Source organism: Pseudomonas sp. B12(2026), from assembly GCF_057767015.1.
In genome coordinates this window covers 2,845,967-2,857,903 of the sequence record NZ_CM173430.1, presented here as the reverse complement: position 1 = coordinate 2,857,903, position 11,937 = coordinate 2,845,967, and the positions used below count along the sequence as shown (strand labels likewise).

The window sequence follows — 11,937 nt, the reverse complement described above, 5'->3', positions numbered from 1 at the left end:
CATTTACCGCTCTGTGCAGGAGCCACCCGGATCACCGGAGAGCGGCACCACAATCTGACAATGGATGACTAGGGTTCCGGCTCGCGCGGCGAGTGACTGGTCCGAGAGTCATCGACCTCCAGCGAGGTTACACGGCGGGACAAAAGCCCGGGAGACGAGAGCGACACCTGCCGCCCGACTCCTGCCCGCCCGACAACCGACCTGGAGATTGTCCATGCGCAAGCCCCTTCTGACCGCCCTGTTCGCCGCCGGCCTCGCCGCCTTCAGCCTCTCGACCTCCGCCGCCGCGAAGAACAGCTTCAACCTCTGCTGGACCATTTACGCAGGCTGGATGCCCTGGGAATACGCCGCCAGCCACGGCATCGTCGACAAGTGGGCGAAGAAGTACGGCATCCAGATCAAGGTCACCCAGCTCAACGACTACATCGAGTCGATCAACCAGTACACCGCGGGCCAGTTCGACGGCTGCACCATGACCAACATGGACGCGCTGACCATCCCCGCCGCCGGCGGCGTGGACTCCACCGCGCTGATCGTCAGCGACTTCTCCAACGGCAACGACGGCATCGTCATCAAGGGCGACGGCAAGACCCTGGTCGACCTCAAGGGCATGAACGTCAACCTGGTGGAGCTCTCCGTCTCCCACTACCTGCTCGCCCGCGCCCTGGAAAACGCCCGCCTCAGCGAGAAGGACGTAACCACGGTGAACACCTCCGACGCCGACATCGCCGCCGCCTTCAACACCGACGACGTGCAGGCCGTGACCACCTGGAACCCGATGCTCGCCGAGGCCCGCGCCAAGCCGGGCACCACCGAGGTGTTCGACTCCAGCCGGATTCCCGGCGAGATCATGGACATGATGGTGGTCAACAGCGCGGTGCTCAAAGACAACCCCGCCCTGGGCAAGGCCCTGACCGGCGCCTGGTTCGAGACCGTGGCGCTGATGCAGGGCGACAGCGCCGAGACCCGCGCCGCGCTGGAGCACATGGCCAAGGCCTCGGGCACCGACCTCGCCGGCTACCGGAGCCAGCTCGCCACCACCCGGCTGTTTGCCACGCCCAAGGAAGCCCTGGCCTTCGCCACTAGCCCGAAGCTGCCGGCGACCATGGACAAGGTCGCGGCCTTCTCCTTCGCCCACGGCCTGCTCGGCGAGGGCGCGAAAAGCGCCGAAGCCGTCGGCATGAGCTTCGCCGGCGGCGTCGCCACCGGTGACGCGCAGAACCTCAAGCTGCGTTTCGACCCGACCTACGTGCAGATGGCGGCCGACGGCAAGCTCTGAGGCTCTTTGGCTTTTCGTAGGGGCGAGCTTGCTCGCGAACCGCATGACGCCTGGGCGCCAAGCTGAACACCGTTCGCGAGCAAGCTCGCTCCTGCAGACAGCACCCTTCCCAATAGACAGGTACGCCCCATGCGCCTGATCAACCGAACCCCCGACCGCAGCGGCCGCCTGTTCCTGGTGCTGCTGCCCTTCGCCCTGCTGCTGTTCGCCTACTTCGCAGGCTCCACGTCGCGGCTGGCGGAGAACCCCAACGACAAGCTGCTGCCCAGCGCCGCGCAGATGGCCGACGCGGTCAACCGCCTGGCCTTCAGCGAAGACAAGCGCAGCGGCGACGTGTTGTTCTGGAAGGACACCGGCGCCAGCCTGCAACGCCTGGGCGTGGGCCTGTCCATCGCCGCCCTGCTCGGCCTGGTGCTGGGCATCGCCGCCGGCAGCGTGCCACTGTTCGGCGCGCCGCTGTCGCCGCTGCTCACCGTGCTGTCGATGATCCCGCCGCTGGCGATCCTGCCGGTGCTGTTCATCGTCTTCGGCCTCGGCGAGCTGTCCAAGGTGGTGCTGATCGTCATCGGCGTCGCCCCCTGCATCGCCCGCGACATCGAACAGCGCGCGCGGGAAATCCCCCGCGAACTGCTGATCAAGGCGCAGACCCTGGGCGCCAGCACCTGGACGCTGATCCTGCGCGTGGTGCTGCCGCAGCTGATGCCGCGCCTCCTGATCTCCCTGCGCCTGATGCTCGGCTCGGCCTGGCTGTTCCTCATCGCCGCCGAAGCCATCGCCTCCACCGACGGCCTGGGCTACCGCATCTTCCTCGTGCGCCGCTACCTGGCGATGGACGTGATCCTGCCCTACGTGGTGTGGATCACCGCGCTGGCCTGGCTGATGGACTGGGCACTGCGCGCGCTCACCCGGCGCGCCTTCCCCTGGTACGAAGGAGCCAAGGCATGAGCTTCATTTCCGTGCGCAATGTCTGGCAGGAATACGCCGGCAACGTGGTGCTGGAACGCCTCAACCTGGACGTGCAGGAAGGCGAGTTCTGCACCCTGGTCGGCGCCTCCGGCTGCGGCAAGTCGACCTTCCTGCGCCTGCTGCTCGGCCAGGAGCGCCCCAGCCTCGGCGAACTGCTGCTCGAAGGCCAGCCGCTGGTGGGCGAGCCCGACCCGAGCCGTGGCGTGGTGTTCCAGCGCTACTCGGTGTTCCCGCACCTCTCCGTGCTCGACAACGTCGCCCTCGGCCTGGAACTGCCGCGCTCGCCGCTGCTCGGCCGGCTGTTCGGCGCGGCCAAGCGCGAAGCCCGCGAGCAGGCCGCCGAACTGCTCGAGCGCGTCGGCCTCGGCCATGCGCTCAAGCAGTACCCCACAGCCCTCTCCGGCGGCATGCAGCAGCGCCTGGCGATCGCCCAGGCGCTGGTGATGAAGCCGCGCGTGCTGCTGCTCGACGAACCCTTCGGCGCCCTCGATCCGGGCATCCGCAAGGACATGCACGCCCTGCTGCTGGAGCTGTGGCAGGAGACCCGGCTCACCGTGTTCATGGTCACCCACGACCTCGCCGAGGGCTTCAGCCTGGGCACCCGCCTGCTGGTCTTCGACAAGGTCCGCCACGACCCGCAGGCGCCCACCGCCTACGGCGCCCGCATCACCTACGACATCCCGCTCAACACCGACCGCCGGGCCGCACGCGCCGCCCTGCCTGAAACGCTCGCCGCGCGCCTGGAAACGGCCGCACCGCTGCTCACGCCGGCCTACTGAGGAATCCGACATGAATGACCTGCGCACCACGCTCTACGAAGAAACCGTCCCCGGCGGCGGCCACACCTCCTTCGTCCTCAAGCGCGGCCAGTTGCTGCGCCTGGCCGACCTCCAAGGCGGCGGCAACGTCAGCGTGCTGCTGTTCAACGCCGCCGAGAAAAGCGAGCGGCTGAACCTGCCCGACAGCCTCAAGTGCCAGCACACCGCGCGCCTCACCGCCGGCCACTGCCTGTACTCGGACATGGGCCGCGTGCTGGCGGCGATCACCGCCGACAGCTGCGGCTGGCACGACAGCTTCGGCGGCGTGCTGAACGCCGCCGAGGTGCAGGAAAAGTACGGCGCGGGCCGCTACCAGGAACTGCGCAACAGCTTCCACCGCAACGGCGTGGACAACCTGCTGGTGGAAATGGGCAAGTGGGACATGCGCCTGCAGGACCTCCTGATGTGCCTGAACCTGTTCAGCCGCGTGGACGTCGACGCCGACGGCTGCTTCCACTTCGCGCCGGACAACTCCAAAGCCGGCGACTACGTCGAGCTCTACGCGCCGATGGACTGCCTCGTGGTGCTCACCGCCCTGCAGCACCCGCTGGACCCGAACCCGGACTACGCGCCCCGGCCCATCGGCCTGACCTGGCAGCAGGTCGCCGCCGACGGCATCAGCGTGCTCTGCCGCACCTCGCGGCCGGAGAACGGCCGCGGCTTCCACAACACCGAACGCCTGTTCATCTGAGGAGCGCGAACATGCCCATCGTCCCCAGCGACAAACACCCCGAAGCCTGCGTCTCGCGCACCCTGATCCCGGCCGGCGAACCCAGCCTCACCCAGCTGAAAGCCGGGCAGACCCTGCGCATCCTCGACCTGGAAGGCAACCAGGCGGTGGACACCCTGTTCTTCAGCGCCGCCAACCCGCGCGAGCGCTACGACGTGCAGCGCACCCTGCGCAAGCAGGGGCAGGTCTACCTCAGCGCCGGCAGCGTGCTCTGGTCCAACCTCGGCAACCCGATGCTGAGCATCGTCGCCGACACCTGCGGCCGCCACGACACCCTCGGCGGCGCCTGCGCGCAGGAAAGCAACACCGTGCGCTACGCCCTGGACAAGCGCTACATGCACAGCTGCCGCGACAACTTCCTGCGCGCCAGCCTGCACGACGGCCGCCTGAGCAAGGCCGACATCAGCCACAACATCAACTTCTTCATGAACGTGCCGGTCACCGCCGAGGGCGGGCTGACCTTCGAGGACGGCATCTCCGGCGCCGGCAAGTACGTCGAGCTGCTCGCGCACATGGATGTCATCGTCCTGATCTCCAACTGCCCGCAGCTGAACAACCCCTGCAACGGCTGGAACCCGACCCCGGCGGAGCTGCTGGTATGGGAGTGAAGCAGCCACAAGCGGCAAGCGGAAAGCTGCAAGCGTTGCGGCGCTGGCTCTTCCTCCTCAGCCAGAGCCGCAGCGCCCAATGCAGCCCGACGCTGAGAACCTGTAGGAGCGAGCTTGCTCGCGAACAGATCTCGTCCGAGCACCGGAGCTAGGCCGGGTTCGCGAGCAAGCTCGCTCCTACGAAAAGCTCCAGCGCCACGGACGACCGTGGCGCGCACCGAATGACGGCGGGACGGCCCGCCACCCCATGGGGACGCCCTCATGTTCGACAAGCTCCTGATCGCCAACCGCGGCGCCATCGCCTGCCGCATCCTGCGCACGCTTCGTGACCTGCGGGTGGACGGCGTGGCTGTCTACTCCGAAGCCGACGCCGCCAGCCTGCACATCCAGCAGGCCGCCCAGGCCATCAGCCTCGGCGAGGGCCCGGCGTCGAGCACCTACCTGGTGGTCGAGAAGATTCTTCAAGCCGCCCGCGACAGCGGCGCCCGGGCCATCCACCCCGGCTACGGCTTCCTCTCCGAGAACGCCGCCTTCGCCGAAGCCTGCGAAGCCGCCGGCATCGCCTTCGTCGGCCCGACGCCGGAGCAGCTGCGCCTGTTCGGCCTCAAGCACACCGCCCGCGCCCTGGCCCGCGAACAGGGCGTGCCGATGCTCGAAGGCACCGACCTGCTGGAAGACCTCGACGCCGCCCTGCGTGCCGGCGAACAGGTCGGCTACCCGGTGATGCTGAAGAGCACCGCCGGCGGCGGCGGCATCGGCATGCGCGTGTGCCGCTCGGCGGACGAACTGCGCGACGCCTTCGACGCGGTGAAACGCCTGGGGCAGAACAACTTCAGCGACTCCGGCGTGTTCATCGAGAAATACATCCAGCGCGCCCGCCACCTGGAAGTGCAGGTGTTCGGCGACGGTAAGGGCGAGGTGATCGCCCTCGGCGTGCGCGACTGCTCGGTGCAACGGCGCAACCAGAAGGTGCTGGAGGAAACCCCTGCGCCCAACCTCCCCGCCGGCATGGCCGAAGCGCTCTGCGCGGCGGCGATCCAGCTGGCCAAGGCGGTCCGTTACCGCAGCGCCGGCACCGTGGAGTTCGTCTACGACAGCGAGGCGCAGCGCTTCTACTTCCTCGAAGTGAACACCCGCCTGCAGGTGGAGCACGGCGTCACCGAGCAGGTCTGGGGCGTCGACCTGGTGCGCTGGATGATCGAACTGGCTGCCGGCGACCTGCCGCCACTGGCCGAACTGGCCGCCGCGCTGGAGCCCGGCGGCCACGCCATCCAGGCGCGGCTGTATGCGGAAGACCCGGGCCGCGACTTCCAGCCCTGCCCCGGGCTGCTCACCGCCGTACAGTTCCCGCCGGCGGACGGCAAGGCGCTGCGCATCGACACCTGGGTCGAGGCCGGCTGCGAGATTCCGCCCTGGTTCGACCCGATGATCGCCAAGCTCATCGCCTGGGCGCCGACCCGCGAGCTGGCCAGCGCCGGCCTCGACCGCGCGCTCGAAGGCAGCCTGCTCTACGGCGTGGAATGCAACCGCGACTACCTGCGGCAGATTCTGGCGGATGCGCCCTTCGCCAGCGGCTCGCCCTGGACCCGCTGCCTGGAGGGCCTGCGCTACCGCGCGCAGACCGTCGAAGTGCTCGGCGCCGGCACCCAGACCAGCGTGCAGGACTACCCCGGCCGCCTCGGCTACTGGGCCGTGGGCGTGCCGCCGTCCGGGCCGATGGACGACCGCGCGTTGCGCCTGGGTAACGTCCTGCTGGGCAACCCCGAAGGCGCCGCCGCGCTGGAAATCACCATGAGCGGCCCGAGCCTGCGCTTCAACACCGACGCGGTGGTCGCCATCACCGGCGCGGCGCTGCCGATCAGCCTGGATGGCGTCGAGCAGCCGATGGATACCGCGCTGTTCATCGCCGCCGGCGCCACGCTCAGCCTCGGCACCGTCGGCGGCGCCGGCGCGCGCAGCTACCTGTGCCTGCGCGGCGGCCTGCAGGTGCCGGACTACCTGGGCAGCAAGAGCACCTTCACCCTCGGCCAGTTCGGCGGCCACGGCGGCCGCGCGCTGCGCGCCGGCGACGTGCTGCACCTGGCGGAGCTGACGGACACCGGCCACGGCGCCAGCCTGCCGCCGCAGCTGCGCACCGAGCTGCCGGCCGTGCGCCAGATCCGCGTGATCTACGGCCCCCACGGCGCGCCGGAATACTTCACCCCGGCCTATATCGAGACCTTCTTCGCCACCGACTGGGAAGTGCACTTCAACTCCAGCCGCACCGGCGTGCGCCTGATCGGCCCGAAGCCGGAATGGGTGCGCGAGAGCGGCGGCGAGGCCGGGCTGCACCCGTCGAACATCCACGACAACCCCTACGCCATTGGCGCGGTGGACTTCACCGGCGACATGCCGGTGATCCTCGGCCCGGACGGCCCGAGCCTGGGCGGCTTCGTCTGCCCGGTGACGGTGATCGAGGCCGACCTCTGGCAGCTCGGCCAGCTCAAGGCCGGGGACAAGGTGCGCTTCCTGCCGGTGGACATCGCCACCGCCCGCGAGCTTGCTGCTTTTCGTAGGACCGAGGGGGGCGCCTCAGCCCTTGCTCGCGAACCTGCACAACTTCGGGATCACCAGCAAAAAGCGTTCGCGAGCAAGCTCGCTCCTACAGGCACACCATCCAACTTCGGCGCCGCCGATTTCACCTCCCCCATCGTCCTCGACCTCGGCCAAGACGACACCCGCCTGGTCGCCCGCCTTTCCGGCGACACCCACCTGCTGCTGGAGATCGGCCAGCCCGAGCTGGACCTGGTGCTGCGCTTCCGCGCCCACGCCCTGATGCAGGCGCTGGAGGCGAAGCACCTCGACGGCGTGATCGACCTCACCCCCGGCATCCGCTCGCTGCAGGTGCACTACCAGCCGGAAATCCTGCCGCTGGAAAGCCTGCTGGAAACCGTCGCCGGCCTGTGGGACGCGGTCTGCGCCGCGCGGGACCTCAAGGTGCCCTCGCGCATCGTGCACCTGCCGCTGTCCTGGGACGACCCGGCCTGCCAGCTGGCCATCGAGAAATACATGACCACCGTGCGCAAGGACGCGCCCTGGTGCCCGAGCAACCTGGAGTTCATCCGCCGCATCAACGAGCTGCCGGACCTGGAGGCGGTGTACCGCACGGTGTTCGAGGCCAGCTACCTGGTGATGGGCCTGGGCGACGTCTACCTCGGCGCGCCGGTGGCCACGCCGCTGGACCCGCGCCACCGCCTGGTGACCACCAAGTACAACCCGGCGCGCACCTGGACGGCGGAAAACTCCGTGGGCATCGGCGGCGCCTACATGTGCGTCTACGGCATGGAGGGCCCCGGCGGCTACCAGTTCGTCGGCCGCACCCTGCAGATGTGGAACCGCTACCGCGAGGTCGCGGCATTCGACGGCAAGCCCTGGCTGCTGCGCTTCTTCGACCAGGTGCGGTTCTACCCGGTGTCCGCCGGGGAACTGCTGCGCATCCGCCGCGACTTCCCGCTCGGTCGCTACCCGCTGCGCATCGAGCACAGCGAACTGCACCTGGCCGACTACCAGCGGTTCCTCGCCGGGGAAGCCGAGAGCATCGACGCCTTCCGCCGCCACCAGCGCGCCGCCTTCGCCGCCGAGCGCGAACGCTGGATCGCCTCCGGCCAGGCGCACTTCGAGAGCGAGGAAGCCGCCGTCGACAGCGGCGAGGACGCCCCGCTGGGCGCCGGCCAGCACGCCGTCGAAAGCCACATCGCCGGCAACCTCTGGCAGGTGCAGGTGGAAGCCGGCGCCAGCGTGAAGGCCGGCGACGTCCTGGTGATCCTCGAATCCATGAAGATGGAAATCCCCCTCACCGCCCCGCGCGACGGCGTGGTGCGCGAAGTCCGCGTGCAGCCCGGCTCGCCGGTGCGCGCCGGGCAGCGGGTGGTGGTGATGGAAGAAGCCTGAGCGAACGCTGGAAAGCGCCCTCTCGATGAGAGGGCGCCCGCGCACTGAACTGATCGGCCCCAAGGAAACACGACCATGCCCAACACCTTCGACCTCCGCCTCGCCACCCTGCGCACCGCCTACCGCGAAGGCCGCGCCACGCCGCGCCAGCTGATCGCCGAACTGCGCGACAAGGCCGCCGCGCTGAACCCGGACTACCACCTGTTCATCCACCTGCTGAGCCCGGAAGAACTGGAGCCCTACCTCGCCGCGCTGGACGGCAAGTCGCCGGAAAGCCTGCCGCTCTACGGCATCCCCTTCGCCATCAAGGACAACATCGACCTCGCCGGCATCCCCACCACCGCCGCCTGCCCGGCCTTCGCCTACACGCCGGAGTCTTCCGCGACGCTGGTGCAGCAACTGATCGACCTGGGCGCCATCCCGCTGGGCAAGACCAACCTCGACCAGTTCGCCACCGGCCTCAACGGCACCCGCTCGCCCTACGGCGAATGCCGCAACAGCGTGCTGCCGGAGTACCCGTCGGGCGGCTCCAGTGCCGGTTCCTCGCTGGCCGTGGCGCTGGGCGTGGCGAGCTTCGCCCTGGGCACCGACACCGCCGGCTCCGGCCGCGTGCCGGCGGCGCTCAACGGCCTGCTGGGGCTCAAGCCGAGCAAGGGCCTGCTGTCCAACCACGGCCTGGTGCCGGCCTGCCGCACGCTGGACTGCATCACCTACTTCACCGCCAGCGCCAGCGAGGCCAGCGAGCTGCTCGCCCTCAGCGCCCGCCTCGACCCGCTGGACGGCTACAGCCGCGCCAACCCCGCGTGGAACGACGCCAGCGCCTTCGGCGCGCCCAGGCCGTTCCGCTTCGGCGTACCCCGTGCCGATCAGCTGGAATTCTTCGGCTGCCCGGAAGGCCCGGCGCTGTTCGCCGACGCCCAGGGCCAGCTCAAGGCCCTGGGCGGCGAGGCGCGGGAAATCGACTTCGCGCCCTTCCTCGAAGCCGCGCGCCTGCTCTACGAAGGCCCCTGGGTGGCCGAGCGCTACAGCGTGGCGGGCGAGCTGATCGAGCGCGATCCGCAGGCGGTGCTGCCGGTGATCCGCGACGTGCTGGCGAAAGCGCCCGGCGCGACCGCCGTGCAGGCGTTCCGCGCGCAGTACCGGCTGCAGGAGCTCAAGGCGCAGTGCGATGCGATCCTCGCCGACCTCGACTGCGTGCTGACGCCCACCATCGGCCGCCCGGTGACGCTGGACGAACTGCACGCCGAGCCGGTGCGGCGCAATTCCGAGCTGGGCTACTACACCAACTTCATGAACCTGCTGGACTACGCCGCCGTCGCCGTGCCCAGCGCGATCATGGACAACGGCCTGCCGTGGGGCGTGACCCTGTTCGGCCGCGCCTTCACCGACCAGTACCTGCTCGGCATGGCCGACGCCCTGCAGCGCCGGCACAAGCTGCCGCTCGCCGGCGGCAATGCCATCGCCCCGGCCTCCGCCACCAGCGCCGCGCGCAACGACCGCGCGCGCCTGGTGGTGTGCGGCGCGCACCTGGACGGCCTGGCGCTGAACGGGCAACTGCGCCAGCGCGGCGGCCGACTCCTGCGCGCCACCCGCAGCGCGCCGGCGTACAAGCTCTACGCCCTGGCCGGCGGCCCGCCGCTGCGCCCGGGCATGCTGCGCGTGGCCGAGGGCGGCGTGGCCATCAAGGTGGAAGTCTGGGAGTTGCCCAGCGCCGAGCTGGGCTCCTTCCTCACCGGCATCCCGGCGCCGCTGGGGCTGGGCAAGGTGCAGCTGGAGGACGGCAGCTGGGAAACCGGCTTCATCTGCGACGCCTGGGGACTCGATGGCGCCGAGGACATCAGCCGCTTCGGTGGCTGGCGGGCGTGGTTGACGAGCCGCGGGTAACACCACGGATGAGTGTGCATCGGCACCTGGAACAGCAGCGGGTTAAACGCAGTTAAAAAAGGGCCCAAGCGGGCCCTTTTCCTTTTCCATTCATCTATTCCGAAACCCTTTCAACAAAGTTGCCCCTGCTATCGAGGTCGGCACTGATTCCGCTGGCAACTACCGCATTGAATGAGTGGGTTCCGTGATGCAACTTTCCTTATCGCTGTTTCATTACCAGAGCGGCAATGTGTAGGTAATGATCAGGCGGTTCTCATCGATATCGCTACCGAAGTTTGTCGAACGAACCGTCGCATTTCGCCATTTGACGCCAAGGTTCTTCAGCGGCCCCTTCTGCACCACGTAAGCGATGTCGGTGTCGCGCTCCCATTCCTTGCCATCCTCGCGGCCGGCGCCCAGTTCCACGCCATCACCGGAAAGGTAGCGGGTCATGAAGGTCAGGCCCGGAACCCCCAGCGTGGCGAAGTTGTAGTCGTAGCGGGCTTGCCAGGAGCGTTCTTCACGGTTGGCGAAGTCGCCGATCTGCACGAAGTTCACCAGGTAGGGGTCGCTGCCGTTGACGTAGGCGAAGCCGGTATCTCCGCTCATGCGCTGGTAGCCCAGGCCCAGGGCGTGGCCGCCGATCCCGTAGGTGAACATCGCGCCGAAGGCCTTGTTGTCGACGTTGCTGCCACCTTCGTCGGTGGAGCGGGCGAAGCGCAGGTCGCTTTTCAGCGTCTGGCCGGCCCCCAGCGGCAGCAGGTGGTTCAGCGTCAGCATGTGCTGGCGATAGAAGTCGTCCAGGCGACCGAAGCCATAGCCGGTGGTGAGGCGGTCGGTCCACTTGTAGCTGAGGGTGGCGAAGTCGAAGCCATCGCTGGTGGCCTGGCGCGCGCGGATGTTCTTCACCCCGGCGGTGGTGATGCCCATGTCTTCGTAATCGGAGGAGTCACGCTGGTTCACTTGGCGTAGCCGGCCGGCGTCGAAGGTCAGGCCATCGATCTCCAGGGAATTGAGCTGGCCGCCCTCGAAGGTCTGCGGCAGGAGGCGGGAGTCGTTGGCCAGCAGTACCGGCAGCTTGGGCATCAGGGTGCCCAGCTTGAGGGCGCTCTTGGAGGCCCGCAGCTTGGCGGTCAGCCCCAGCTCGCCATATTCGTCCTGGGCACGCCGGGGCGCTTCACGGTCCCGCTTGAGCAGGCCGGTGCCGCTGCGATCGGGGCTGGAATCCAGTTTCACGCCAAGCAGTCCGATGGCATCCAGGCCCACGCCGACGGTGCCTTCGGTGTAGCCGGATTCGTAGCGCAACAGGAAGCCCTGGGCCCACTCCTCCGCCTTGTTCTGGGCGGCGCCCTCCTGGCGGAAATCACGATTGAAATAGAAGTTGCGCATTTCCAGGCTCGCCTTCGAGTCCTTGATCAACTCCGCGCTGGCGAGCGGGATGAAGAAGAGACTGCAACTACCCAACAGCAAGCTGGAAGCGGTGACATTACGATGCATGATTTGTTCTCTTGTTGTTATTAAAGCGGTGAGGTAATGCAAGGGCGTGCAAACTTCCCGCGGGGAGTCAGTGACGATCCCGCTATATGTTTCCCTGGTATGAACGTGCGTGGCGATCGGCCCCTGGCCCGTGTAACGAGCCAAGGGCCGCGCCCTGTCGAAGAACATCCAAAGGTCGTGGCTCTGGATATTTCCACCCCATCCGTGACGGTGAACTTCCGGCAATCGGGTGGACTGCCGGTATCC

The 11,937-nt window shown here is 68.5% G+C and carries 8 protein-coding genes and 1 riboswitch; of the genes, 7 read left to right on the top strand and 1 reads right to left on the bottom strand.

Annotated features, from left to right (window positions below; all coding sequences use genetic code 11):
* Positions 1-57 precede the first annotated feature (57 nt).
* Positions 58-156, top strand: a riboswitch (guanidine-I (ykkC/yxkD leader).
* A gap of 58 nt (positions 157-214) precedes the next feature.
* The 7 genes from AC3B6A_RS13275 (at position 215) to atzF (ending at position 10,215) form a co-directional block, all read left to right on the top strand.
* Positions 215-1,279, top strand: coding sequence for a putative urea ABC transporter substrate-binding protein (locus tag AC3B6A_RS13275; protein WP_488403347.1), 1,065 nt, complete (start codon positions 215-217; stop codon positions 1,277-1,279).
* A gap of 129 nt (positions 1,280-1,408) precedes the next feature.
* Positions 1,409-2,224, top strand: a complete 816-nt coding sequence (locus AC3B6A_RS13270) for an ABC transporter permease (RefSeq protein WP_488403345.1) — start codon at positions 1,409-1,411, stop codon at positions 2,222-2,224.
* Entirely contained in the window at positions 2,221-3,024 is an 804-nt protein-coding gene (locus AC3B6A_RS13265) for an ABC transporter ATP-binding protein (RefSeq protein ID WP_488403344.1), read from the top strand. Before AC3B6A_RS13270 ends, AC3B6A_RS13265 begins: the two co-directional genes overlap by 4 nt.
* A 10-nt stretch (positions 3,025-3,034) precedes the next feature.
* Positions 3,035-3,754 (top strand): urea amidolyase associated protein UAAP1, encoded by a 720-nt coding sequence (locus tag AC3B6A_RS13260; RefSeq protein WP_488403342.1) that lies wholly within the window; start codon positions 3,035-3,037, stop codon positions 3,752-3,754.
* 11 nt (positions 3,755-3,765) lie between these two features.
* The gene (locus AC3B6A_RS13255) at positions 3,766-4,401 is read left to right on the top strand and encodes an urea amidolyase associated protein UAAP2 (RefSeq protein ID WP_488403341.1); all 636 of its coding nucleotides are present in this window, start codon (positions 3,766-3,768) and stop codon (positions 4,399-4,401) included.
* Positions 4,402-4,662: 261 nt separating this feature from the next.
* Complete coding sequence (gene uca / locus AC3B6A_RS13250; protein WP_488403340.1) at positions 4,663-8,331, top strand: urea carboxylase; 3,669 nt, start codon at positions 4,663-4,665, stop codon at positions 8,329-8,331.
* Positions 8,332-8,406: 75 nt separating this feature from the next.
* Positions 8,407-10,215 carry an allophanate hydrolase gene (gene atzF, locus AC3B6A_RS13245; RefSeq protein ID WP_488403339.1) on the top strand — a complete coding sequence of 603 codons (1,809 nt, stop codon included), beginning with the start codon at positions 8,407-8,409 and terminating at the stop codon, positions 10,213-10,215.
* A gap of 213 nt (positions 10,216-10,428) precedes the next feature.
* On the opposite strand, the gene AC3B6A_RS13240 is transcribed toward atzF, so the two are convergent.
* The gene (locus tag AC3B6A_RS13240) at positions 10,429-11,691 is read right to left on the bottom strand and encodes an OprD family porin (RefSeq protein WP_488403338.1); all 1,263 of its coding nucleotides are present in this window, start codon (positions 11,689-11,691) and stop codon (positions 10,429-10,431) included.
* Positions 11,692-11,937 lie beyond the last annotated feature (246 nt).

Coding starts and splice junctions, on each gene's coding strand:
- uca (WP_488403340.1), top strand. CDS start 4,663: ATGTTCGACAAGCTCCTGATCGCCAACCGCGGCGCCATCGCCTGCCGC.
- AC3B6A_RS13255 (WP_488403341.1), top strand. CDS start 3,766: ATGCCCATCGTCCCCAGCGACAAACACCCCGAAGCCTGCGTCTCGCGC.
- AC3B6A_RS13270 (WP_488403345.1), top strand. CDS start 1,409: ATGCGCCTGATCAACCGAACCCCCGACCGCAGCGGCCGCCTGTTCCTG.
- AC3B6A_RS13240 (WP_488403338.1), bottom strand. CDS start 11,691: ATGCATCGTAATGTCACCGCTTCCAGCTTGCTGTTGGGTAGTTGCAGT.
- AC3B6A_RS13260 (WP_488403342.1), top strand. CDS start 3,035: ATGAATGACCTGCGCACCACGCTCTACGAAGAAACCGTCCCCGGCGGC.
- AC3B6A_RS13275 (WP_488403347.1), top strand. CDS start 215: ATGCGCAAGCCCCTTCTGACCGCCCTGTTCGCCGCCGGCCTCGCCGCC.
- atzF (WP_488403339.1), top strand. CDS start 8,407: ATGCCCAACACCTTCGACCTCCGCCTCGCCACCCTGCGCACCGCCTAC.
- AC3B6A_RS13265 (WP_488403344.1), top strand. CDS start 2,221: ATGAGCTTCATTTCCGTGCGCAATGTCTGGCAGGAATACGCCGGCAAC.